26 protein-coding genes are annotated in these 23,445 nt (G+C 71.0%); 20 read left to right on the top strand and 6 right to left on the bottom strand.

Annotated elements, in window-relative coordinates:
• Nucleotides 1–56 precede the first annotated feature (56 nt).
• Together ACIBTX_RS05745 and ACIBTX_RS05740 are read left to right on the top strand one after the other, a co-directional pair.
• On the top strand, nucleotides 57–821 hold the full coding sequence (locus tag ACIBTX_RS05745) for an ABC transporter ATP-binding protein (RefSeq protein WP_355048664.1): 765 nt from the start codon (nucleotides 57–59) through the stop codon (nucleotides 819–821).
• Nucleotides 806–2,515 carry an ABC transporter permease gene (locus tag ACIBTX_RS05740; protein WP_357392290.1) on the top strand — a complete coding sequence of 570 codons (1,710 nt, stop codon included), beginning with the start codon at nucleotides 806–808 and terminating at the stop codon, nucleotides 2,513–2,515. Before ACIBTX_RS05745 ends, ACIBTX_RS05740 begins: the two co-directional genes overlap by 16 nt.
• Here the strand turns inward: ACIBTX_RS05740 and ACIBTX_RS05735 are convergent.
• Both ACIBTX_RS05735 and ACIBTX_RS05730 read right to left on the bottom strand, forming a co-directional pair.
• A complete protein-coding gene (locus tag ACIBTX_RS05735; RefSeq protein WP_357131526.1) occupies nucleotides 2,512–2,712 on the bottom strand; it encodes a DUF397 domain-containing protein in 201 nt (66 codons plus the stop codon). The genes ACIBTX_RS05740 and ACIBTX_RS05735 overlap by 4 nt on opposite strands.
• The gene (locus ACIBTX_RS05730; RefSeq protein WP_357131523.1) at nucleotides 2,709–3,494 is read right to left on the bottom strand and encodes a helix-turn-helix transcriptional regulator; all 786 of its coding nucleotides are present in this window, start codon (nucleotides 3,492–3,494) and stop codon (nucleotides 2,709–2,711) included. Before ACIBTX_RS05730 ends, ACIBTX_RS05735 begins: the two co-directional genes overlap by 4 nt.
• A 448-nt stretch (nucleotides 3,495–3,942) precedes the next feature.
• Between ACIBTX_RS05730 and ACIBTX_RS05725 the strand changes: the two genes are divergently transcribed.
• From ACIBTX_RS05725 to ACIBTX_RS05665, 13 genes are all read left to right on the top strand, one after another.
• Nucleotides 3,943–4,695: a flavin reductase family protein gene (locus ACIBTX_RS05725; protein ID WP_357131821.1), complete on the top strand. Its 753-nt coding sequence runs from the start codon at nucleotides 3,943–3,945 to the stop codon at nucleotides 4,693–4,695.
• Between the two features lie 174 nt (nucleotides 4,696–4,869).
• The gene (locus tag ACIBTX_RS05720; protein ID WP_355048660.1) at nucleotides 4,870–5,235 is read left to right on the top strand and encodes a DUF485 domain-containing protein; all 366 of its coding nucleotides are present in this window, start codon (nucleotides 4,870–4,872) and stop codon (nucleotides 5,233–5,235) included.
• Nucleotides 5,216–6,904 (top strand): cation acetate symporter, encoded by a 1,689-nt coding sequence (locus tag ACIBTX_RS05715; protein WP_357131519.1) that lies wholly within the window; start codon nucleotides 5,216–5,218, stop codon nucleotides 6,902–6,904. The genes ACIBTX_RS05720 and ACIBTX_RS05715 overlap by 20 nt, the downstream gene beginning before the upstream one ends.
• An 82-nt stretch (nucleotides 6,905–6,986) precedes the next feature.
• Complete coding sequence (locus ACIBTX_RS05710) at nucleotides 6,987–7,964, top strand: NAD-dependent epimerase/dehydratase family protein (protein ID WP_357131516.1); 978 nt, start codon at nucleotides 6,987–6,989, stop codon at nucleotides 7,962–7,964.
• A 76-nt stretch (nucleotides 7,965–8,040) separates the two neighbouring features.
• The gene (locus ACIBTX_RS05705; RefSeq protein ID WP_357131512.1) at nucleotides 8,041–9,255 is read left to right on the top strand and encodes an LCP family protein; all 1,215 of its coding nucleotides are present in this window, start codon (nucleotides 8,041–8,043) and stop codon (nucleotides 9,253–9,255) included.
• 206 nt (nucleotides 9,256–9,461) lie between these two features.
• Nucleotides 9,462–9,863: a hypothetical protein gene (locus tag ACIBTX_RS05700; protein ID WP_357131509.1), complete on the top strand. Its 402-nt coding sequence runs from the start codon at nucleotides 9,462–9,464 to the stop codon at nucleotides 9,861–9,863.
• 274 nt (nucleotides 9,864–10,137) lie between these two features.
• Entirely contained in the window at nucleotides 10,138–11,397 is a 1,260-nt protein-coding gene (locus ACIBTX_RS05695; RefSeq protein WP_357131506.1) for an LCP family protein, read from the top strand.
• A gap of 214 nt (nucleotides 11,398–11,611) precedes the next feature.
• Nucleotides 11,612–12,526 carry an LCP family protein gene (locus tag ACIBTX_RS05690; RefSeq protein ID WP_396832084.1) on the top strand — a complete coding sequence of 305 codons (915 nt, stop codon included), beginning with the start codon at nucleotides 11,612–11,614 and terminating at the stop codon, nucleotides 12,524–12,526.
• 58 nt (nucleotides 12,527–12,584) lie between these two features.
• Nucleotides 12,585–12,920, top strand: a complete 336-nt coding sequence (locus ACIBTX_RS05685) for a rhodanese-like domain-containing protein (protein WP_357131500.1) — start codon at nucleotides 12,585–12,587, stop codon at nucleotides 12,918–12,920.
• Between the two features lie 10 nt (nucleotides 12,921–12,930).
• Nucleotides 12,931–13,719, top strand: coding sequence for a glycerophosphodiester phosphodiesterase family protein (locus ACIBTX_RS05680; protein ID WP_357131497.1), 789 nt, complete (start codon nucleotides 12,931–12,933; stop codon nucleotides 13,717–13,719).
• Nucleotides 13,720–13,835: 116 nt separating this feature from the next.
• On the top strand, nucleotides 13,836–15,290 hold the full coding sequence (locus ACIBTX_RS05675; protein WP_357131494.1) for an ATP-binding protein: 1,455 nt from the start codon (nucleotides 13,836–13,838) through the stop codon (nucleotides 15,288–15,290).
• A 60-nt stretch (nucleotides 15,291–15,350) separates the two neighbouring features.
• Nucleotides 15,351–15,761 (top strand): ATP-binding protein, encoded by a 411-nt coding sequence (locus ACIBTX_RS05670; protein WP_357131818.1) that lies wholly within the window; start codon nucleotides 15,351–15,353, stop codon nucleotides 15,759–15,761.
• A 78-nt stretch (nucleotides 15,762–15,839) separates the two neighbouring features.
• Nucleotides 15,840–16,727: a DUF5926 family protein gene (locus ACIBTX_RS05665; RefSeq protein WP_396832083.1), complete on the top strand. Its 888-nt coding sequence runs from the start codon at nucleotides 15,840–15,842 to the stop codon at nucleotides 16,725–16,727.
• Nucleotides 16,728–16,758: 31 nt separating this feature from the next.
• Here the strand turns inward: ACIBTX_RS05665 and ACIBTX_RS05660 are convergent, their stop codons facing one another.
• Nucleotides 16,759–17,988 carry an arginine deiminase gene (locus tag ACIBTX_RS05660; protein ID WP_357392288.1) on the bottom strand — a complete coding sequence of 410 codons (1,230 nt, stop codon included), beginning with the start codon at nucleotides 17,986–17,988 and terminating at the stop codon, nucleotides 16,759–16,761.
• A gap of 163 nt (nucleotides 17,989–18,151) precedes the next feature.
• On the opposite strand from ACIBTX_RS05660, the gene ACIBTX_RS05655 reads away from it, so the two are divergent.
• From ACIBTX_RS05655 to pheA, 5 genes are all read left to right on the top strand, one after another.
• The gene (locus ACIBTX_RS05655) at nucleotides 18,152–18,892 is read left to right on the top strand and encodes a hypothetical protein (RefSeq protein ID WP_357392287.1); all 741 of its coding nucleotides are present in this window, start codon (nucleotides 18,152–18,154) and stop codon (nucleotides 18,890–18,892) included.
• A 168-nt stretch (nucleotides 18,893–19,060) separates the two neighbouring features.
• Nucleotides 19,061–19,519, top strand: a complete 459-nt coding sequence (locus tag ACIBTX_RS05650) for a hypothetical protein (protein ID WP_357131480.1) — start codon at nucleotides 19,061–19,063, stop codon at nucleotides 19,517–19,519.
• 75 nt (nucleotides 19,520–19,594) lie between these two features.
• Complete coding sequence (locus ACIBTX_RS05645; RefSeq protein WP_357131477.1) at nucleotides 19,595–19,984, top strand: ACT domain-containing protein; 390 nt, start codon at nucleotides 19,595–19,597, stop codon at nucleotides 19,982–19,984.
• Nucleotides 19,985–20,066: 82 nt separating this feature from the next.
• A complete protein-coding gene (locus ACIBTX_RS05640) occupies nucleotides 20,067–20,633 on the top strand; it encodes a hypothetical protein (protein WP_357392286.1) in 567 nt (188 codons plus the stop codon).
• Between the two features lie 10 nt (nucleotides 20,634–20,643).
• The gene (gene pheA, locus ACIBTX_RS05635) at nucleotides 20,644–21,597 is read left to right on the top strand and encodes a prephenate dehydratase (protein ID WP_357131471.1); all 954 of its coding nucleotides are present in this window, start codon (nucleotides 20,644–20,646) and stop codon (nucleotides 21,595–21,597) included.
• 64 nt (nucleotides 21,598–21,661) lie between these two features.
• Here pheA and ACIBTX_RS05630 read toward each other — a convergent pair whose 3' ends face one another.
• The 3 genes from ACIBTX_RS05630 to ACIBTX_RS05620 form a co-directional block, all read right to left on the bottom strand.
• Complete coding sequence (locus ACIBTX_RS05630) at nucleotides 21,662–22,384, bottom strand: AIM24 family protein (protein WP_357131467.1); 723 nt, start codon at nucleotides 22,382–22,384, stop codon at nucleotides 21,662–21,664.
• Between the two features lie 103 nt (nucleotides 22,385–22,487).
• Entirely contained in the window at nucleotides 22,488–22,835 is a 348-nt protein-coding gene (locus ACIBTX_RS05625) for a metallopeptidase family protein (RefSeq protein ID WP_357131815.1), read from the bottom strand.
• Nucleotides 22,836–22,928: 93 nt separating this feature from the next.
• A complete protein-coding gene (locus ACIBTX_RS05620; protein WP_355048644.1) occupies nucleotides 22,929–23,360 on the bottom strand; it encodes an OsmC family protein in 432 nt (143 codons plus the stop codon).
• Between the last annotated feature and the right edge of the window lie 85 nt (nucleotides 23,361–23,445).

Raw genomic sequence — 23,445 nt, 5'->3', positions numbered from 1 at the left:
GTGCGTCCGCCTGTCGCCGGACGGCGGATCTGGCGGTCGGCGGATAACGTCGGGCCATGACTGGTGAACATCCCGCGCTCGTGCTGCGTGGTCTGGCTAAACGGTTCGACGGCACGGTCGCGGTCGCCGGTGTCGACCTGGACGTACCGGCCGGGTCCTTCTACGGGCTGCTCGGCCCGAACGGGGCCGGCAAGACCACCACCCTGTCGATGGCGGTCGGCCTGCTACGGCCGGACGCCGGCTCGGCGTGGGTGCTCGGCCAGGACGTGTGGCGCGACCCGGTCACGGCCAAGCAGTTGCTCGGCGTGATGCCCGACGGCGTCCGGCTGTTCGACCGGCTCAGCGGCGCGGAACTGCTGGCGTACCACGGGCTGCTGCGGGGGATGGACCCGGCAGTGGTCGACCAGCGGGCCGCGGAGCTGCTGGACGTCCTGGCGCTCGGCGACGCCGGCCGGACGCTGGTGGTGGACTACTCGGCGGGCATGAAGAAGAAGATCGGCCTGGCCTGCGCGTTGCTGCACGCGCCCCGGGTGCTGGTGCTGGACGAGCCGTTCGAGGCGGTCGACCCGGTGTCGGCGGCGCTGATCCGCGACATTCTCACCCGGTACGCGGCCGGCGGCGGCACGGTGGTCTTCTCCAGTCACGTGATGGAGGTCGTCGAGCGGCTGTGCTCGCACGTGGCGATCCTGGCCCAGGGCACCATCAAGCGGGTCGGCACGATCGCGGACGTCCGGGGCGACCGGTCGCTGGAACAGGTCTTCGTCGAGGTGGTCGGCGGGCGCACCGCGACCGGTGACGAGTTGTCATGGCTGTCTCGGTGAACCCGGCCACCGCGCCCGCCGCACCCGCCGCTCCGGCGCGACGGGTCTCCGCGCGGCACTTCGTACGGCTCAAGCTCCGGGTGATGGGCAACAACTTCCGGGGCCAGGGCTGGCGGATCGCGATGTTCGTCGGCGGGGCGCTGGTCGGCCTCTGGCTCGCGGCCAGCGGCTTCTTCCTGTTCGCCGCGCCGGGCATGACGGGCAACGGCCGGTACGCGGTGCTGGTCGCGGCGGCCGGCGGGGGCCTGCTGGTGCTCGGTTGGCTGCTGCTGCCGCTGGTCTTCTTCGGGGTGGACGAGACACTGGACCCGGCCCGGTTCGCGCTGCTGCCGCTGCCGCGCCGCACCCTTGTCGTCGGCCTGTTCGCCGCCGCGCTGGTCAGCGTGCCGGTGCTGGCGGCGTCGATCGCCTCGCTGGGGCTGGTACTGACCGCCTGGGCGCTGGGCGGCTGGTCCGCCGGTGTCGTGGCCGTGCTCGGCGTACTCGCCGGGTTGTTGCTCTGTGTGGCCGCGAGCCGCGCGGTGACCAGCGCCTTCGCCAGCATGCTGCGGTCCCGTCGGGTACGCGACCTGGCCGCCGTGCTGTTGGCGGTGACCGCCGCGCTACTCGGCCCGTTGCAGGTGTTCGGCCTGGCGGCGCTGCGCCAGACGGACTGGACCCGACTGACCGGAGCCGCGTCGGTGCTCGGGTGGACGCCGTTCGGGGCGCCGTGGACCGCCGGCATCGACGTGGCACAGGGACGGGTGTGGGCCGCCCCGCTCAAGCTGCTGATCACGCTGGCGGCGATCGGCGCGCTGCTGGCCTGGTGGTCGCGGTCGCTGGAGTCGGCGATGGTGGGCTCGGCGACCGCCGGCCGGGCACCGGCGCGACGCGGCGTCGACGGCGGCGCGGTCGCCCAACTCTTCCCCCGGGCCGCCACCTGGGCGCGGCGGGACCGGTTCGGCGCGCTCGTCGCCCGGGAGGCCCGCTACTGGTGGCGGGACGCCCGCCGCCGAGCCAACCTGATCACCATCGCGGTGGTCGGCATCTTCGTGCCCGTCCTGATCAACGTCATGGGCGGCGACTTCGCGGCCGAGAACGCGGGGTTCACGGCGGCCGCCAGCGACAGCTCACCGGTCGTGGTCACCATCTCGCTTCTCTTCGTCGGCGTACTCGCCTCGGTCACCCTGGCCAACCAGTTCGGCTTCGACGGCAGCGCGTACGCCGCGAACGTCGTGGCTGGCGTGCCGGGTCGCGTCGAGCTGCGCGCGCGGATGACCGCCTTCTCGCTGTACGTCCTGCCGATGCTGGCGATCATCGCAGTGGTGCTGTCGGCGCTGCTCAGCCGACCGGAGTGGATCGGGCTGATGGTGGGCAGTCTGCTCGCCACCTACGGTGCGGGATTGGCGGTGAACAGTTTCGTCTCGGTGCTCGGGGCGTACTCGCTGCCGGAGACGAGCAACCCGTTCGGGATGAACAGCGGTGCGGGCATGGCGAAGGGGCTGCTCACCCTGCTGGCCATGGTCACCTCGGCGGCCGTCGCGGTGCCGATGGTGGTGGCCGCCGCGCTGCTCGGCGAGGCCTGGCTGTGGCTGGCCCTTCCGGTCGGCACGGCGTACGGGCTGGGTGCGGCCCTGCTCGGCGCTTACCTGGCCGGTGACGTGCTGGACCGACGTCAGCCGGAACTGCTCGCCACCGTCACCCCACGCCGCTAGGCGGCCGGGCCGCGAGACGCGTGGGCAGCGAGGAATCCGGTCCAGGCCGACGGGCTGAACGTGAGCACCGGCCCGGACCGATCCTTGCTGTCCCGCACCAGGACGACACCCGGCAGATTGTCCGCCACCTCGACGCAGTTGCCGCCGGAGTCGGTCGACCGGATAGAGGTGCGCCAGCGCGGCTCAATCATCGTCACGGTGTCACCTTCAGCTTCCGAATCAGGTCCATTGACGCACCTGTGGACAGTGCTTCGCCGAGCAGACTATCCCATTTGCGATCAATCAATCGGAGCGTCTGCGGTTCATCCATGACGTGTCCGCGAGCGGCATTCTCCAGGTAGAGCACCCCTTCCCCGTCAGGCAGATCGGCGAATACGAAGCCGCCACCGAACCCGACATGCTCACCGACGCTCAATGGAATGACGTGCAGCCGCACGAACGGAAGGTCCGCCACCTCAAGCAGTCGACCGAGTTGGGCATTGAGCACGGCGTGACCCCCCACGGGGCGATGCAGGCCCATTTCATCCACCACGAAGACGCAGTGCGGCGGCACCTCCCGGGACAACAGCCGTTGACGTTCCAGGCGAACCGCGACAAGTTCGTCGACCACGGCCGGCGGCTGCAATCCACCCGCCGAGATGACAGCGCGGGCATACTCCTCGGTCTGCAACAGGCCGGGCACCAGGCATGCCTCGAAGGCTCGGAGGCGCGTCGCCCGCTGCTCGTAGCCGCGCCACGGGACGAACCAGGATGGGCCGTGTTCCTGGTCCGCAGCCTTGAGGAGTTCGGCGAGGAGGCCGCCGGTGGCCAGGGCTTCGTCGGCGGCCACCGCGAATTCCATCGTCGGTCGGCGACGGCCGGTCTCGATGGCGGCCACCGTGGACGGACTCCACCTGATCAGGGTCGCCAGAGCTTCCTGGGACACGTCGGCACCGGCGCGGGCGGCCTTCAACGCCCGTACCCACATCTCGATGTTCATCCCTACCTCTCCGGTAAGTACGTGACTGCGCTGCGTAGTAAGCCCTGGAATCCTCCCGTGTCCGCGCCGCGCCGTCCAGGGTGGAGAGCACGCGGCCCGGCTGGTGGAGGCGATGACCCGGCGGTCGGTCCTGCGTCGGGGCCGTCCCGGTCACTCCCCCGGTCGGGGCGGCCCCTTGATCGAACGGGAGGAGGTCAGCCGTGCTCGGATTCATTCCTGGTCGGGGCGGGGCGCGGTGGTCGTACTCGATGAGGAACGTGGCGGCGACGGCCGTGCCGGGCGCGATCGAGCTGGCACACGGCGGTGTGGCGCGTCTCGCGCGGGCACCTGACACCCCAACGAGCGTGATGCCTGTCAGTCATCAAGATGACTCACCGGCATCACGCTCACCGAAGTGTTGCCTCCCGCCAGCCGCCGGCGGTGCGGAGTGAGTCGGCCGCACCTGCCGATGCGACCGCTGTGGCGGTGTCGCGGCTGCGGCGCGCACTGGCCCTGCCAACCGGCGCGGCTGGCGTTGCTGGCCGAGTACCGGGACGACCGCACGGCGCTGCTGTTCTACCTGGGCACGCTGATGGCGGAGGCGGGCGATCAGCTCGCCCGGCTGAGCGGGCGACCCGCCGACCTGCACGCACGCTTTCTGGGCTGGGTGCGCGGCCGGGGCGGCACAATGTTTCACGTGAATCATGAGCCGGGCGCCGAGATCCACCACACCGATCCGTTCGCGGTGCCGGCCGGGCAACGGTCGCCGGCCCGCCGGCTGCGGGGTCGGCTCGCCGCGCCGGTCACCCTCTGGACGGCGCCCGGCCCGGCGGGTCTGACGGTCGCGTCGACACTGGTCGCCGAGGGGGAGCCGGACCGGCTGCTCGGGCTGATCGACCCGGAGTCCGACCTCTGGGCCGCCGTCGAGGAGGCGGGTCGGTTCGCCGTCGCGCCGCTCGGCCCGCCACACCGGCAGCTCGCCGACCGCTTCGCCGGCCTCTTTCCCGCGCCGGGAGGGCTCTTCGCCTCCGGCGGGTGGACCGACACGCCCTACGGGCCGGTGCCGTCCGACGCCGGCGGCTGGGCGGGGTGCCGGCTGGACACCGCCCGGGAGTACGGCTGGGGCCTGCTGGTGGAGGCCACCATCGAGGCCGTCGACCTGGCCGAGGACACCACCCCGCTGCTGCACTACCGGGGGCGGTACCTCGAGCTGCCGGGCTGACCAGGGGCCTGGGAGCGCGACCGGTCACCGGGGTGACGTAGGTCACTCGGCGCACCCAGCCAACCGCTCGGCGCACTCGACGACCGGCGTCGATCTCGACCTTCCCCGGCGGGGAGCGTGCCTCCTACGGTGCGCGCAACTACCCCCGACGCCTGTGAAGGTGGTGATCCACAGATGTCCACGGACACACCCGCGCCGACCGCTTCCCAGCCGGACAAGTACCTGGCCGTACAACAGTCAGACGAGTTCGCCGGGTTGCGGCGCGCGTTGCGCGGCTTCGTCTTCCCGATGACCGTCGCGTTCTTCCTGTGGTACGCGCTCTACGTCATTCTCTCCGCGTACGCCCGGGACTTCATGGGCACGAAGCTGTTCGGCAGCAACATCAACGTTGCCCTGGTCTTCGGCCTGCTCCAGTTCGTCTCGACGTTCCTGATCGCCTGGCTTTACTCCCGGTACGCCGACCGGAAGATCGACCCGGTGGCCGACCGCATCCGTGCCGAAATCGGGGAGGTGACCCACGATGACGGTCCACGCGGCTGACCTGCTCCTCGCGGCCGACGCGACGAACCACACGGCCCGCAACCTGACCATCACGCTGTTCCTGGTGTTCGTGGCGGTGACCCTGGGCATCACCATCTGGGCCAGCCGGCAGACCAAGACGGCCACGGACTTCTACGCCGGCGGCCGCTCCTTCTCCGGTTTCCAGAACGGCATGGCGATCGGTGGCGACTACATGTCGGCCGCCTCGTTCCTCGGCATCGCCGGCATCATCGCGCTCTACGGCTACGACGGCTTCCTCTACTCGATCGGCTTCCTGGTCGCCTGGCTGGTGGCCCTCCTGCTGGTCGCGGAGCTGCTGCGCAACTCCGGCCGGTACACGATGGCCGACGTGCTGGCGTTCCGGATGCGGCAGCGTCCGGTGCGTACGGCAGCTGCCGTCTCCACCATCACCGTCTCGATCTTCTATCTGCTCGCCCAGATGGTCGGCGCCGGCGCGCTCGTCGCGCTGCTGCTCGGCATCAAGCCCGGGACGACCTTCCTCGGCATGGATGCCGCCACGGCCAAGGTGGCGACCATCATCATGGTCGGCGCCCTGATGATCATCTACGTGACCGTGGGTGGCATGAAGGGCACCACGTACGTGCAGATCGTCAAGGCGTTCCTGCTGATGAGCGGCGCCCTGCTGATGACCGTGCTGGTGCTGGCGAAGTACCACTTCAACCTGTCCGAGCTGCTCGGCGCCGCCGCCTCCGCGTCCGGCAAGGGCGACAAACTCCTGGAACCGGGCCTGCGGTACGGGGTGGAGGTCGCCGGGAACGCCACGCAGACGTTCTACAACAAGATGGACCTGCTCTCGCTCGGCATCGCCCTGGTGCTCGGCACGGCCGGTCTGCCGCACATCCTGATCCGCTTCTACACCGTGCCGACCGCCAAGGCGGCCCGTAAGAGCGTGCTCTGGGCCATCGGCATCATCGGCACCTTCTACCTGCTCACCCTGGCCCTCGGCTTCGGCGCGGCGGCGATGGTGGGTGGTCCGGCGATCATCGCGCAGGACAAGGCCGGCAACACCGCCGCGCCGCAGTTGGCCGAGGCGCTCGGCCTGGAGTTCTTCGGCGGTGACCTGGGTGGCGCGGCCCTGCTGGCGATCATCGCGGCGGTCGCCTTCGCCACCATCCTGGCCGTGGTCGCCGGATTGACCCTGGCCTCCTCGTCCAGCCTGGCCCACGACTTCTACGCGAACGTCCTGAAGAAGGGCGAGACGTCCGAGCGCCAGGAGGTACGGGTCGCCCGGATCTCCGCCCTGGTCATCGGCGCGATCTCGATCCTGCTGTCGATCTACGCGCAGAACCTCAACGTGGCGTTCCTCGTGGCGTTGGCCTTCGCGGTCGCCGCCTCGGGCAACCTGCCGGCGATCCTCTACAGCCTGTTCTGGAAGCGGTTCAACACCTCCGGAGCGGTATGGGCGATCTACGGCGGTCTGATCTCGGCCGTGGTGCTGGTGTTCTTCTCACCGGTGGTGTCGGGCGCGGCGACGTCGATGTTCCCGGACCATGACTGGCAGTGGTTCCCGCTGTCCAACCCGGGCATCCTGTCCATCCCGTTCGGGTTCCTCTGCGGGTTCGTCGGCACGCTCATCTCGAAGGAGCACGACGAGGACAAGTACGCCGAGCTGGAGGTCCGCGCCCTCACCGGCGCGGGTGCGCACTGACGCGCTAGCTGTTAGGAAGGGCCCCCTGTACAACGCCAGGCGTTAGCAGGGGGCCCTTCCTTCAGTCGGTAGGCTGACCGGCATGAAGGTTGCTACGCGCTTTGGGTCTGGTCACCGCGTTCTTGTCACCGGCGGCGCCGGTTTCGTTCCGTCGCACCTGGTCGACTCGCTGATCGCCCGCGGGTGCACGGTGGTGGCCCTGGACAACTTCGTCACCGGTTCCAAGGAGAACGTCGCCCACCTGCTGGACCGGCCAACCTTCACCCTGGTCGAGGCGGACCTCTCCGACGGCCTGCCGACGCACCACCCGGCGCTGGCCGAGCGCTTCGACGCGATCCTGCACATGGCCTCGCCGGCCAGCCCCACCGACTTCGCCCAGCTTCCGGTGGAGATCCTCCGGGTCGGGTCGGTGGGCACCCTGCACCTGCTGGACCGCGCGGTCGCCGACGGCGCCCGGTTCCTGATGGCCTCCACCAGCGAGGCGTACGGGGACCCGAAGGAGCACCCGCAGCGCGAGACCTACTGGGGCAACGTCAACCCCATCGGCGTCCGCAGCGTCTACGACGAGGCGAAGCGCTTCTCCGAGGCGGCCACCATGGCGTACCACCGGTACCGGGGGCTGGACGCCGCGATCGTGCGGATCTTCAACACGTACGGCCCGCGGATGCGCCCGGACGACGGTCGCGCCATCCCGACCTTCATCTCCCAGGCGCTGCGTGACGAGCCGATCACCGTGCACGGCACCGGCAACCAGACCCGATCGATCTGCTTCGTCGAGGATCTGGTGCGGGGCATCCTGCTGCTGCTCGACTCGACCGAGACCGGGCCGGTCAACTGCGGTACCGAGCACGAGATGTCCATGCGTCAACTCGCCGAGTTGATCGTGTCACTCTCCGACAGCAACTCGGAGGTGACGTACATCACGCGCAGCGCGGACGACCCAGAGATGCGGCGCCCCGACCTGACCCTCGCCCGTGAACTGCTCGGATACGAGCCGGCCGTGACGCCCGAAGACGGCCTGCGACGCACGATCGAGTACTTCCGGGCGCGGCTAGGGTAACCGGCTCGCGGCGGACCGCCGATCGCTGAGTGTCACCTGAGGGCGGTAGTGGCCCTCGCTACGTACTCTGAGTTGCATGTCAGCGACCCCTGCCGGCGTTCCCCACCCGTACCTGCACCGCAGCGCCGGGCGCGCCTCGGTGCCCGGCCCCGACCGGGGCGCCTCCGGACGCGCGCGTCCGGCCGAGGCGCGCTTCTACCCGTCGTACGACGATCGGCAGGTCGGCCCCGGCGGGCCGACGGGACCGGGCGGGCCGGGTGGCGCCGGCGGGTCGGGACGGCGTGGTCCCCGCCCACGCTGGGGGCGGATCGGCCTGGTGGCGGGCATCGCGGTGCTGGTGTTGGCGCTGCTCGGCGGCCTGGGCGCGTGGCTGTACGCGCGCGGCCTCAACAACGACCTGGCCCGCACCGATCCCTTCGCGGAGATCACCGGCGGCCGTCCGGCGAAGCCCGTCGACGGCGCGTTGAACATCCTGCTGGTCGGCAGCGACTCCCGGGACCCGGACGCGCCGGTCGACACCAAGAGCCAGTGGCGGGCCGACACGATCATCGTGATGCACATCCCGGCCGACCATAAGGAGGCGTACCTGGTCTCCATCCCGCGTGACCTGTACGTGCCGATCCCGGAGAGCGCGGGCGCGGACTGCGGCTCCGGCCGGCGCGCGAAGATCAACGCAGCGTTCGCCTTCGGTGGCCTGCCGCTGGCGGTCCGTACCGTCGAGTGCTTCAGCGACGTCCGGATCGACCACGTCATGGCGATCGACTTCGGCGGGTTCAAGGAGGTCACCGACGCCCTCGGCGGGGTGGACCTGAAGGTGGAGCGGACGATCACCTCGATCCACAAGCCGTACCGGACGTTCACCAAGGGCACCAACCACATGGACGGCGCGGAGGCGCTGGACTGGATCCGGCAGCGTAAGCAGTTCCCGGACGGCGACTTCGCCCGGATGCGGCACCAGCAGGACTTCCTGCGGGCGCTGATGGACAAGGCGGCCAGCACCGGCACCCTGGCGAACCCGAAGAAGCTCAACGACTTCCTCAAGTCGGTGACCGCGGCGGTGACCGTCGACCAGGGCTTCTCGTTGACCGATATGGCGGTGCAGTTCCGGAGCCTGCGTGGTGAGAACCTCACGTTCCTGACCAGCCCGAACTCGGGCAGCGACACCATCAACGGCGAGTCGGTGGTGGTGTCGGACCGGGAGAAGGCGCTGGCGATGTACAAGGCCATGTCGGCGGACACGATGGCGGACTGGGTGAAGGCCAACCCGCCGAAGAGCAACGACGGCGGCTGAGCCTCCTCTCCTGCCCCCACTCCGTAAGTGTCTTGACCGTCCATTGGGGATTGTCTTAGGTTTGGGCCTCGCACCTCGATCAATGACAACCACGGACACGGCAGGGGCCCTGGCCGGGCGAACCGCTTGCCGGGCGTCTCGATCGAGGGAGGCGCCCGGCATCGCTTCGGGTCGTTGCCCTCTGCCACCAAGGCGAGGAGAAGTCGATGACAGGCAAGCTGCACAAGGCGTTAGGGGCGACGGCCGCCGCCGCGCTCATCACGGGGGCTGGCCTGGCAGCCACCGCCGCACCGGCTCAGGCTGCCGCCCTCGGGTGCCCGTACCCCTACACGTGCCTCTCCGACCAGGACAAGGTCATCGATCACAAGTACCAGGTCGTGACCTCGGGCTTCCAGTCCATCTCGAACGGGGTCGATGTCGTGTACGGCGCCAACAGCCGCAACGACGACGTTGTGTACGTCCGATACACCACCGGGCTGATCAAGTGCATGGCCGCCGGCAAGCCCAACACCCTCTACGACGTCGGGTACTACGGGATCCCCAACGGGATCCGCATCGACTCGGCGTCCACCTGCGCGTACGGGCCGATTCCGCCAGCGAGCAAGTAGACCCTGCGGGGGTCCGACCCATCCGGGTCGGGCCCCCTTTTCGCGCGTGCCACACCAGGTGCCGCGCCAACTTGTCAGATAGAATCGGACATTAGGGGCATCGAGGCGTTCGAGCCGATCAGGCCATCGCTGCCTCGCCTTTCTGGTCATCGAGTGGGGGCGATCGCCTGGTTGACGGTGCCTGGCGAGCGAATTGAGTCCAGATGAACTCGCAAAGTCGAATTGATGTACGTACAGTGGTGCCGCCCCCTCCTGATCACGAGCTGGAGCACGAATGCCGGTTCAGGCCAGCCGTCGCCCTCCGTCCACTACATCCGCCGCGCAGAGCGGTCGTATCGCCGCGTCCATACCGGTGCAGCCCGGCCCGTCGGGCGGCGGCCCGGGCGGTCGTCCGCCAGGTGCCGGCGACAGCCGGACAGGCGGCAAGGGGCCGGCGAAGAAGCGGCCCCGGCGCAAGGATCCGCTCTGGGCCCGCCTGACCGTGATCTTCGGTGCGGTGCTGATGCTCAGCAGCGGGGTGGCGATCGTCGGCACGAAGGTGCTGGTCGGTCAGGCCACCGGTGACATCGCCCAGCGCAACCTGCTCGGCGACGCCGGCAAGACCGACGCCGAGGGTGGCGCGAGCCTGGACGGGCCGATCGACATGCTGCTGCTCGGCGTGGACGCCCGGGAACGCTGGGCCGCCGACGACGTCCGGTCGGACAGCATCATCGTCCTGCACATCCCGGCCTCGCACGACCAGGCGTACCTGATCTCCATCCCCCGCGACACCGAGGCGCAGATCCCCCCGTTCAAGAAGAGCGGCTACACCGGCGGCACCGACAAGATCAACGCCGCCTTCCAGGCCGGTGCCCGCAACGGTGGCGGCTGGGAGGGTGGCGCCCAGCTCATGGCGCAGACGATCAAGCGCCTCACGGGCATCAGCTTCGACGGCGCGGCGATCATCAACTTCGGGGGCTTCAAGAACGTCATCGACACCCTGGGCACCGTGCGCATCTGCGTGAGCCAGGAGGTCACGTCGCTGCACATGAGTTATGTCGACGGTAAGCCGATGTGGAACGCCGACGCCAAGAAGACCGGCAAGACGATGAAGCCGGTGGTGCACAAGAAGGGCTGCCAGGAGATGGAGGGTTGGGCTGCGCTCGACTACTCGCGGCAGCGCAAGACCCTCCGCAACGGCGACTACGACCGGCAGCAGAACCAGCAGCAACTGATCAAGGCGATGGCCCGCAAGGCCAACGACGGCGGCATGCTGACCAACCCGGCCAAGATGAACTCGTTGATCAAGGCAGCCGGCAAGGCCTTCGTCCTGGACACCGGCGGCGTGCCGATCGAGAACTTCATCTTCACCATGCGTGGCGTCACCGCCAACGAGTTGACCATGTTGAAGACCAACAACGGCAGCTTCAACGGCAACGGCAACAACCGTGAGGCGTTGAACGAGGAGACGATGGCGATGTTCGAGGCGGTCAAGCAGGACAAGCTCGCCGAGTTCGTCTTCACCCACCCCGAGGTGATCTCCGGCCGGAAGTGACGGCCAAGTCGCGGAAAGCCCGGCGACCGTTCCGTCACTGACCGTAGCCTGACGTGAGCAAGGTTCACGTATCGGCTGCGGGGAGGCGGTCACGTCCAGGTGGGGACGGAACGCGGCCGGCCGGGCACACCCGGCCGGGTCGCGCCGCGATCGCTGGCCACGCCTCCTGCTCGGCGTCGGACTGGCCCTAGTCCTGCTGGCCGGGCTCGCGGTGATGGGCCTCAAGACACTGACCCACCGGTACGACCGTACGGTCACCAAGGAGCAGTTGCTCGACGCCAACGCCCGAACCGACCGGACCGACCTGGACGGGGCGCTCAACTACCTGCTGATCGGCACCGACAAACGCGCCGGCGGCAGCGAGCCGGACCAGCGCTCCGACACCATCCTCATCGTGCACGTACCCGCCGGACGGCGTGCGGCGTACCTGGTCTCCATCCCCCGTGACCTGCTGGTCGCCATCCCACCGGCGAACGGCTTCGGCGGCGGCCCCGACAAGATCAACGCCGCGTACGAGCACGGAGGCGGCGGATCGGCCGGCGCCCGACTGCTCTCCACCACCCTGAACCGGCTCACCGGCATCCGGTTCGACGGCGCCGCCCTGATCGACTTCTCCGGCTTCCGGAAGGTGATCGACCTCCTGGGCGGGGTGCAGATGTGCGTCGACACCGAGGTGCGCTCGATCCACACCAACCGGGTCTTCCGGACCGGCTGCCAGCGGATGGACGGGGCACAGGCGCTGGACTACGTACGGCAGCGCTACGACCTGCCCGGGGGCGACTACGACCGGCAGCGCCACCAGCAGCAACTCCTGCGGGCGATGCTGGACAGCGCCGGCGACGCCGACCTGCGCAACAATCCGGTGAAGCTGGACCAGGTGCTCCGGGCGGTCGGCGGCTCGTTGACCGTCGACACCAACGGCGTACCCCTTGAGGATCTGCTCCTCGCGCTCCGCGCGCTGCCGCCCGACGGAATGCGCGGCATCCAGGTGCCCTCGTCCCCGCAGACCATCGACCAGGTCTCGTACGTGGTGCTCGACAACGGCGGCAACGGGCTGTTCGAGGCGGTCCGGGGCACCCGCGTACCGGACTGGGCGCAGGCCAACCCGCGCTGGGTGACCCGGTTGTGACCGTGGCGACGGCCGGGTCGGTGCCGATCCGGCCCCCGAGGATCTAGTGTTGCTTCCTGTGTTCGGACCCCAGGTTCCCACCGTGCCCGTGACCGAGATCGCCGACGACACCTACCTGCTCGATGTGCGGGAGGCCGACGAATGGGCGGCCGGCCACGCCCCCACCGCCCACCACCTGCCGATGATGGAACTGCCCGCGCGGCTGGCCGAGGTGCCGACCGACCGGGACGTGGCCGTCATCTGCCGCTCCGGTGGACGATCCGCCCAGGTCGTCGCCTACCTGATCAACAACGGGTGGGGTCAGGTGCGCAACGCCGACGGCGGGATGCGCCAGTGGGCAGCGGTCGGCCGAGCAGTGGTCGACGCGAACGGGCAGCCCGGCCAGGTCATCTGAGGCGGCCGGGATGGGCGGGCCACTGGTCTTCGCGCACCGCGGCGCCTCGTACGACCTTCCGGAGCACACCCTCGCCGCGTACCTGCGCGCCCTCGACGAGGGCGCCGACGGGCTGGAGTGCGACGTCCGGCTGACCCGGGACGGTCATCTGGTCTGCGTACACGACCGGCGGCTGGACCGCACGAGCAACGGTCGCGGGCTGGTCAGCGCGCGAACTCTCGCCGAGTTGGACGCGCTGGACTTCGGCTCGTGGCATCCGGCCGGCGCGCCGAGCGGTGACCTGCCGCCGGACGAGTCGCACACCCGGCTGTTGACCCTGGCCCGGCTGCTCGACGCGGTGCTCGCTGCCGGGCGGCCCGTCCGGTTGCTCGTCGAGACGAAGCATCCGTCCCGCTTCGGCTCGTTGGTGGAGCGGCGGCTGGTCGACCTGCTGCGGCAGTACGGGCTGGTCGATCCGGCACCGGACGACCCGGTCCAGGTGACCGTCATGTCGTTCTCCCCGCTGGCCGTACGCCGGGTCCGGGAGTTGGCCCCGGCGCTGCCCACGGTGCTGCTGCTGGAGGTGCTTCCACCCTGGCTGCGGCTGGGCCGGCTGCCGTTCGGCGCCCGCATCGCCGGCCCGGGCATCGGCCTGCTCCGGGCCCGCCCCCACCTGCTGCCCGCGCTGCGCGCCGCCGGCAACCAGGTGTACGTCTGGACGGTCAACGAGCCGGCCGACGTGGAGCTGGTGCTGGCCGGGGAGGTGGACGGGATCATCACGGACCGACCGGCGCACGTGCTGGCCCGGCGGGACCGCTGAACGGGCCGCGACGCCGAGCCGGCCGCCCAGCGCGTCGACCGCCGGCAGCGCCTACGCCTACGCCCACCCGACAACCGGGGGTGCCGAAAGCCGGGCCGGCGGGGCAGACTCGGCACATGCCGGAGCGTATCGATTTTCCCGCTCTTCTCGCCGGCCACACCGTCGTGATCGAGATGATCAATGCGGGGGACGCGGGCCTGCCGGTCCTCACCCAACTCCTCCGGATGGCCCAACCGGCGCTGTCCGCGAGCGGAATGGCGTTCGTCGAGTTCGGTCCGACGGGCGGCCGGGTGATCGCGGCCACCGGCGCGGCGGAGTGGGCGCTCGGCCGCCCGCTCGCGGCGGACGACCCGGACACGGTCCGGCTGCTCTCCGGCCCGCGGGTGAGCCAGGTCCGGGTGACCGATCTGAGCGGCAAGCTCGCCGCCGAACTCGCCGGCAGCGGCCTGCACCGGATGGTGGTGTCCCGGGCCGAGATCGGCGGTCACACCGTCGGCAGCCTGCACGCCCTCTATCCGGGCGACGACGAGCCGGGCGCCGAGCAGCAGGGAGTCATCGCGTACCTCGCCTCGTGCGTCGCCCACATGTACGGCGACCAGAGCGGACTGCCGGTGCACGGCGACGGGCCGGTGGTGGCAGCGCTCGCCGACGGGCTGGCGGTGGTCGACCGGGACGGGCACGTCCGGCTGTGGAACCCGGCGGCCGTCCAGGTCACCGGCTGCACGACGGGCCAGGCCCTGAACCGGCCGTTGCCGTTGCCGCTGCCGCCTGCCGGCCAGGTTCGCGACCACCGGCTGCCGGACGGGCGCTGGCTGCGCATCACCTCCGGCGACCTGCCCGGCCCGGGCGCGCTGCGGGTGGTCACCTTCCGCGACATCACCGACCAGCAGCGCCGCGATCACGACCGGGAGCTGTTCGTCGCGGTGACCAGCCACGAGCTACGCACGCCGGTCACCGTCATCAAGGGGTACGCGGACACCCTCACCGACCACTGGGAGTCGCTGACCGACGGCGACCGACGGCAGGCCGCCCGGGTGATCGGGCAGCGCGCCAACGAGCTGGCCCGGTTGGTCGACCGGCTGCTCTCCTCGGCGGCCGAGACGGGGCCCGCGGACGAGCCGCCCACCCCGTTCGACCTCGGTGCGGCGCTGCGCGCGGCGGTCGTGGACCTGCCGGCGGAGCTGCGGCACCGGCTGACGCTCCGCCTGCCCGTCGACCTGCCCAAGGCGCTCGGCCACCGTCCCAGTTTGGCCACCGTCCTGACCGAGCTGGTGACCAACGCCGGCAAGTACTCGCCGCCGGGCTCCCCCATCGAGATCACGGCCGGGGTCGACGGTCAGTTGGTCGCGTTCCGGGTGAGCGACCGCGGCATCAGCATCCGGCCGGAGCACGTGGAACGGGCGTTCGACCGGTTCTGGCAGGGCGAGTCCGGTGACCGGCGCGGCTACCCCGGGGCGGGGCTGGGCCTCTATCTCGTCCGCCGGATCGTTGAACAGCAGAATGGATGGGTATCCCTACGTCCGAGGACCGACGGCGGTACGGTCGCAGAGGTGCGGCTACCGCGCGGTTGACCTGCGGGGCGCGACGTGGAGGCGACGGTGGCGACGGCGGCGAGGGATCGGGCGTGGTGCGTGGTGGTTCCCCACCACCCCGCCGGCGCACGACTGGCCCGGCATCGGCTCGCCGACGACCTGGCGGACGTCGTGCCCCCGGCGCTCCTCGCGGATCTGATCGCGGTGCTCGCCGAACTGGTGGGCAACTCGGTCCGGCACGCCCACCCGCTGCCCGGCGGCGTGGTCCGGGTGGCCTGGCGGCTGCGGCCGTCCGCCGACGGCCCACGGATCCAGTTGCGGGTGACCGACGGCGGCGCGGCCACCGGCCCACGGATCCGCACCGCCGGCCTCGACGCGGCGGACGGGCGGGGCCTGCACATCGTCGCCGGCCTGGCGACCCGCTGGGGTGTCGAGCGGGACGGTATGGGTCAGCGCGTCTGGGCGGAGTTCGACCCCACTCCCACCCCCGGCCTGGTGCCGGCCGGCTAACACCTTCATGATCAACTCGCGCTGGGTTGGGTGGGTCCGGGTCATGCCGGGGCCGGCGGGGCTCTAGGCTGTGACGCCGTGAGCAAGCGTCGAAAGAGCCAGCGAGCAGCCAGCGACACCACTCCCCGTCGGGACAAGGTGCGGGACGTCTTCGTGCCGCGTCCCTTCGAGGGCCTGGTCGACGAGCCCGAGTGGATCGCGCTGCGCGAGCTGGTGCCCGCCGCGTCCGCCCCGCTGCGCCTGGCGCCCGCCCTGGTCGAGGAGTTCGGCGACCGGTCGGCGACCCTGGCCACGGTGCTGCCGATGGCCGCGCCGGCGGTGAGCAAGCCGGACGGCCAGGTGCTCATCGGTCTACAGCGTCACCAGCAGTCCGGCGATGTCTCCCGGGACCTGGCCGAGGCGCTCCTCAGCGCGCTGCGCACCGAGCCGGGCGGCCAGGTTTCCGTGCCGCCGCTGCCCGGCCCCGGGCCGCGACTTCAGGACATCCTCGTGGACGGCCCGCTGGGGATCAGCATGCACGACGGGTTCGAGTTCTGGCTCGATCCCGGCGCGACCGATGACCCGAGCGTCCAGGCGTCCCTGGAGCGGGCGAACGCCGCCATCTACCCGACGGTGCGGATGACCTCCGCGAAGGCCGCGTACTGGTGCCGGGTCCCCGAGAAGGCGCACGTGCGCTGGGTGCTGCCGGACGACGAGGACGCCGCCCTCGACGCGCTGGCCCGGCTCGGCGCGGCCGGCACGCTGACGCTCGGCGACCAGACCAAGTTCGCCGGGATGTTCCGCGCCCACGGCCGGCTCGTACCCGTCTGGGACCTGCCCGAGGAGACGCCGGCGAGCGAGTGGGAGGACCCGGTGGCGCAGTTTGCCAAGCGGTACGCGGAGGCTCTCGCCAGCACCGAGGTGTTGGACGCCGCCGGCCGGCGGGCCCGCCAGGGGTTGCTCGGCCGACAGCTCACCCTGCGCTGAGGCGTTGTTAGGAAGGGCCCCTTGCTATGCACTAGGCGTTAGCAGGGGGCCCTTCCTTCAGGGGGGCGCGGACGATCGGGCAGGACATGCAGCGCGGGCCGCCCCGGCCGGAGCCCAACTCCGAACCGGCGATCGGGATGATCTCGATGCCGGCCCGCTCCAACTGCGCGTTGGTCTCCGTGTTGCGCTCATAACCGACGCACAGCCGGGGCGCGAGGGCGAGGGTGTTGTTGCCGTCGTCCCACTGTTCGCGTTCCGCGGTCACCGGGTCCAGGCCGGTGTCGATGACCCGCAGCTGGTCCAGGTCCATCGCGTCGGCGGCGGCTCGCAGGAAGGGCGCCGGGCCGTCCACCCGTGGGTCCTCGCCGTCCGCGCCGGCGATGACGGTGTACGCCGAGAGCGTGCTGGCGATGTTCGGATACATCAGGACGGCGTCGACGTCGACCATCGTGCAGACGGTGTCCAGGTGCATCGTGGCGCGTTTCTGGGCGATCGGCACCACCAGGATGGTGTGGGCCAGGCCGGCGGCGAAGACCTGCCGGCCGAGGCGTTCCGCGCCCGCCGGGGTGGTCCGCTCACCCACGCCGACCGCCAGCACGCCGGGTGCGAGCAGCAGCACGTCCCCGCCCTCCAGGTGTTCCAGGTCGGGGCGGTAGACGAACTCGGTGCCGGCGAACCGGGGGTGGTGCCGGTAGATGGCGTCGGTCAGGGTGGTCTCCCGGCGGCGGGCCGGCATGGCGAGGCTGGTGACGCCGACCCGGTCGCCGATCCACAGCGACGAGTCCCGGGTGAAGAGCAGGTTGGGCAGCGGGTCGATGACGAAGTCGTGCCGGTCCATCAGGGTGTAGACGAGCCCGCCCGGCCGCTCCGAGCTGATCCGCAGCTCCTCGTGGGCCAGCCCGGCGGTCAGCACGTCGGCCAGCGCGGCCGGGTCCAGGTAGGCGAGGTGGTCGGCGACCCGGGCGCGGAGCGTGTCGCCGAGGCGGCGCGAGCGCAGCACCTGCTCGGTCAGTTCGGCGCGGGCGTCCTCGACGGCCAGCGTCTCGGCCAGCAGGGTGGCCAGGTAGAGCACCTCGACCCCGCGCTCGCGCAGCGCCGCCGCGAAGGCGTCGTGCTCCTCCTGCGCGCGGCCGACCCAGGGGATCGCGTCGAACAGGAGCGAGTCGTTGTTGCGCGGGGTGAGCCGGGCCAGTTCCGGGCCGGGCCGGTGCAGCAGGACGGTGCCGAGCCGGCCGACTTCACTGTCGACGTAGTGGGTCACTCCCGCAGCGTAGGGCAGGGTTTGGCGGCATCCGAGAAAAGAACTGTGGATGAATATGGCATTCATCCACAGTCACTCCGGCGTTCCGGCTTGCCGAACACCCACAGTGGCAACGTAGGGTAGTGAGGACATAACTTCGAGGGACCTTTTGCCGGAGGTCGCGATGACTGTCTTTCCCGCACGACGAGCCGTACCGACCGCACGGGCACTGCCGCCCATCGCGGTTCCCCACCCCCGCGTCGAGGCGCCGGGGGCTCTCGAACCGATCCGCCCCACACCGCTCGAGTGGGCCCGACGCCGCCGTGCCGAGCGAGGCGCCCGTCGGCTGGAGGCGGCCGGCGCGCGGGCACTCGGTCAACTCGACCACCTCGGGCCGTCCTGGCACGTCATCGAGTGGCCCCGCACCGACGTGGCGGACGTCCTGCTCGACCGCGCGCAGGACGACCGCGCCGGTTTCCTCGCCATCGGGCCGAGCGGCCTGTTCGCGGTGACCATCGCCGACCACGGCCGGGCCCGGGTGCTCGTCGCCGGGGACGTCGTACAGATCAACGGGAAGCGGCCCCCGTACGTGACCGAGGCCCGCCGGGACGCCAAGCGGGCCAGCAAGGTCCTCTCCGAGGCGGTGGGGCTGACCATCCCGGTGACGCCCGTGCTGACCTTCGTGGGTTCCGGCGTGATCAGCGTCTACGGCCTCCCGAAGGACTGCCTGATGGCCACCCACCGGGAGCTGGACCGGCTTCTCGTGGCCGGTGGCAACCGGATCAGCCCGACCACGGCCGAGAAGCTGGCACGGGTGGCACAGCACCCGAGCACCTGGCTGAACGGCACGTACCGTCCATCGGCCGACTACCGGTGGTACGAGGAGGGCCGAACGGCCGCTGACAAGGCGGCCCACCGCCGGTAACGTCACCGGCGACGCCACGCGGCCCCGGTCCCCCACCTACCCACCGGCTCCCGCGCCGTCGCCGGCCGCCCGGGAGTTCTCCGCTGCGGCGCGGTGACCCGGCTCGCTCGGTGAATCCGTCGTTGACCGGCTAGCGTGGACAGTCCGTCGTTGTACATAGGAGGCGCGGTGGCCCACGTCGAACTCTCGCTCTCAGAAGTGTTCGTGCCCTCGGCCCGAGCCTCGACAGAGTCTGAGTTCGACAATGTCGGCCAGTGGTCCTCGACCGTCGGGCGGGCGGACGAGCCCTGCCTGCTGATCGACGCCGACACCCGGGTGGTGGCCATCTCCACCGCCGGCTGCGCGCTGCTCTGCCTGGGCGAGCCCGCCGGCCTGATCGGGCGTCCACTGCTCGACGGCGGCCTTCGCCTGCTCGACTTCACCGCGAACCGGGGCGAGCTGACCGAGGCCGAGATCGACAAGATTCCGCCCCTGCTGGCGCTCTCCTCCGGCCGGCTCGCCCGGGGCCTGCTGCGGGTGCAGGCCGCCTCCGGCGGGGGGCCTGACGCGACGGTCGACGCGATCTCCACGCCGGTGCTCTCCGACGGCGCCGTCGCGGGCTCGCTCACCTTCTTCTCCGAGGTCTGACCTGCGGCGCGATGTGGTGTTCGCCGCACGCGGCGATGCCCAGATGGGCTCGGTTCCACGCCGTAGGGTGCCCTCATGCTCGATATCACTCTGCTGCCGGGGGAGTACGCCGTGTGCCGGCTCGGTGGCGGCACCGCCCTGCCGGACGAGTTGTCGAGCGGGCTGGGTCGCGCCGACGTGGTCACGGTGAGCTGGACCGCCGACGGGATCTCGGTGATCTGCCCGGCCGATCGGTTGCCCGACGAGGCCGTGGTGGAGACCATCTGGCGCTGCCTTCGCGTCGCCGGTCCGGCGGGCATGGACGGCACCGGCACGCTCGCGGCGCTCGTGGACCCACTCGCCGCGGCCCGGGTCAGCGTGGTCACCTTCTCCACCTTCGACACCGACTACGTGCTGCTGCCGGCCGTCCGACTGACCGAGGGCACAACCGCGTTGGAGCGCGCCGGACACCGCGTCCTCGGCTGAGCTTCACCCGGCCGACCGCTCGCCCTACGATGGGCTCGGCCACCCCGGCCGCGACGTATCCCGATGTCCCGAGGACCGGCCCGTGCCGTTCAGCCCACCCCGCCGCCCGTCTGCCCCCACCGCGCCCGCGTGGGCGGCGCTGCTGGCGCTCCTCACCATCGGAGCGCTGACCGGCTGCGGAGCACCTCCGGAACTGCGTGACCCGACCGGCGTGCCCACCGGGGCCGGCAGCCCCAGGCCGTCGGGCCCGACCGGCGTCGCGACCGGCACGCCCTCGACCGCGCCGACCGCACCGCCGCCCGCCACCCACGCGGCCACTCCGGAGCCCGGCCTGGTGGCGACGACCTGCCGGAACGGGCCGACCGGGCAGCGGGTGGTGCAGTTGCTGCAGGGACGGGCCTCGGTGCTCCCGGACAACGTCCGGGTCCGGGTCCGCACCGGCCCGTTGTGCGCCGGGGACTGGCAGTACACCGTGCTGGAGGTGACCGGGCACGAGGAGCTTCAGGTCGTCACCCAGGGCGGGCCGACGGCTCTGCAACTGGTCACGGCCGGCACCGACGTGTGCACCATCGAGGTCCGGGCCACCGGGCCGGCCGGAATCCGTACGCTCGCCTGCGATCCATCTCCAGCGGTCGGACCGGGTGCGTAGTCTGGGCGGCATGCCCGGAACACCGCCTACGCGCTACGTGTACCTCGGCCCCGAGGGCACCTTCGCCGAGCAGGCCCTGCGCACCATCCCGGCAGCCGAACACGGCTCCCGTACGCCGGCTCGCAGCGTCGGGGAGGCGCTCGACAGCATCCGGGCCGCAGAGGCCGACGCGGCGCTCGTACCGCTGGAGAACTCGATCGGCGGGGCGGTCGGCGTCACCCTCGACGAGATCGTCGAGGGTGCGCCGCTGGTGATCACGCGCGAGGTGGTCCTGCCGGTGGAGTTCGTGCTCGCCGCGCGTACAGGCACCGCGCTGTCGACGGTCCGCTCCATCGCGGCACACCCGCAGGCGTCCACCCAGTGCCGCGGCTGGCTGCGTGACCACCTGCCCGATGCGACGGTCGTCGATGTCCTCTCCAACGGCGCGGCGGCGGCCGGCGCCGGGTCCGGCGAGTACGACGCGGCGATCTGCGCGCCCATCGGGGCGGCCCGGCACCGGCTCACGCTGCTCGCCGAGAAGATCGCCGACCACCCCGACGCGGTAACCCGGTTCGTGCTGGTCTCCCGTCCCGGGCCACCCCCACCGCCGAGTGGCGACGACCTCACCTCACTGGCCGTCTACATCGCTCACGACCGGGTGGGCGCGCTGCTGTCGGTGCTGGTCGAGCTGGCCGTACGCGGGGTGAACCTGACCCGGATCGAGTCCCGCCCGACCGGTGAGGCGCTGGGCCGGTACGTCTTCTTCCTCGACTGCACCGGGCACGTGGCCGACGTACGCCTGGGTGAGGCGTTGCAGGGGCTGCGCCGGGTGTGCGCGGAGGTCCGTTTCCTCGGGTCCTATCCCCGACACCGTTGGGTCGAGGCCGGCGAGCGGCGGGTGCCCGCGCCGGCCGGCCTGTCGGACGTCGACTACGCCGACGCGGCGGCCTGGCTGGCCCGGCTGCGCACCGGCGAGATGAGCTGACCGGGCCGAGCGCCGAGGCCCTGGGGGTGGGGTGCTCCGGAGCGCGCCCCACCCGGATCGGCGCTCAGCTCAGCAGACCGCCGAGCAGGCCACCCTCCTGCTGCTGCTGACCACTGCCCATGACGGGCGGCTCCTCGGACGGCTGCACCACGACGAAGCCCTGACCGGCGAAGCTCATGGTGAACGACTCGCCGGTGCGTCGACCGAGCAGCGTGCCGAGACCGAGCTGCTCGGCTCGGTGGTAGCCGGTCTGGAGGTTGGCCGACCAGCAGACGGCCGCCTGCGGGTCGACGTACGTCGGGGCGTCCACGTTGAGCACCACGGGAGTGCCCTTGGTCGTGATGGCGATCCGGCCGTACCCGCTGAACACGCAGTTGAACAGCCCGGACGAGGAGGCCATGCCGGCGCCGCCGACCATCCTGATGTCGTACTGCAGGGTCGAGTCGAAGGCGAGCACGCTGGAACCGTTGATAGAGAGCGCGTCGCCCGGCTCCAGGTCGATGATGTGGACGTCCTTGGCCAGCTCGGCGAGGAAGACGTCACCCTGGCCGGTGACCTTCATCAGGGGGACGCCCTCGCCGGTGAGCTTCTGCTTGAGGAACTTGCCGAGGCCGCCCGAGCCCAGCGCCTGGAACTGCACGTTGCCCTGGTAGGCGACCATCGAGCCGACCCGGGCCATCGCCTCGCCGTTGAGCTCGATCTTCAACATCTTGGAGTTCTGCAGACGCATGCCCGCCTGCGCCGACTCCTTCTCCAGATTCTCGGACGAGAACAGCTCGCTGCGCATGAAAGGTTCCTCCTGAAATGGTCGCGGTCGCTGCATCGACCGTAGGTGACCACGGCAACCGGAGGCGATCGGTTCAGCGGCGCGCGGACGGGGGGCTCGCGCGTCAGCCCCAGCCCAGGGCGTGCAGCCGCTCGTCGTCGATGCCGAAGTGGTGGGCGATCTCGTGCACCACTGTCACCGCCACCTCGTCGACGACGTCCTCGTCGTTGTCGCAGATCCGCAGGATCGGGTGGCGGTAGATGAAGATCCGGTCCGGCAGTACGCCGGAGTAGTCCCAGCCCCGGTTGGTGAGCGCGTGCCCCTCGTAGAGGCCGAGCAGGTCGGACTCACCCGGCGGTGGGTCGTCCTCGACGAGGATCACCACGTTGTTCATCAGGCCGAGAAGCCCTTCGGGCACCTCGTCGAGCGCGTCAGCGACCAGCTCCTCGAAGCGCTCGCGGGTCATCTCCACCGGCACGACGTTCATTCTGCCCGACGCGGGACCGATCGGCCGGGTCGCGCTCGGCGACCCGGGCCGTGGTCCACGTGTGTGCGGGTCGCCGGGTCAGGCGGCCAGGCGGGCGGTGAGGGTGATCTCGGCACCCGGCGAGAGCAGGCGGGAGATCGGGCAGTTGGCCTTGGCGGCCTCGGCGAGCTTCTGGAACTCCGCCTCGTCGACCCCGGGCACCTGGCCGACGGTCTCGAGGTCGATCCGGGTCACGCTGAACCCGGCGTCGGTCTTGTCCAGGTGGACCTTGGCGGTGGTCTCGACCGAGGTGGGCGTGGTGCCGGCGTCGGCGAGGGCCTTCGAGAACGCCATCGAGAAGCAGCCCGCGTGCGCGGCGGCGATCAGCTCCTCGGGGTTGGTGCCCTCGCCCTCCTCGAAGCGCGACTTGAAGGAGTAGTTGCCGGACAGGCCGCCCTTACCGGTGCGGACGGTGCCGGAACCCTCGGTGAGATTGCCCTGCCATTGTGCGGAAGCGGTACGGATAGGCATGTTGAGAACGCTAGCGGATACCTGACCTGCGGGCGACCGGCCGGCACCGAGGACCGCCCTGCGATTCCCGTCACCGTGATCGGCG

Source organism: Micromonospora sp. NPDC049359, from assembly GCF_044466585.1.
Taxonomy (GTDB): Bacteria; Actinomycetota; Actinomycetes; order Mycobacteriales; family Micromonosporaceae; genus Micromonospora.
This window is presented reverse-complemented; position numbering and strand designations above follow the sequence as displayed.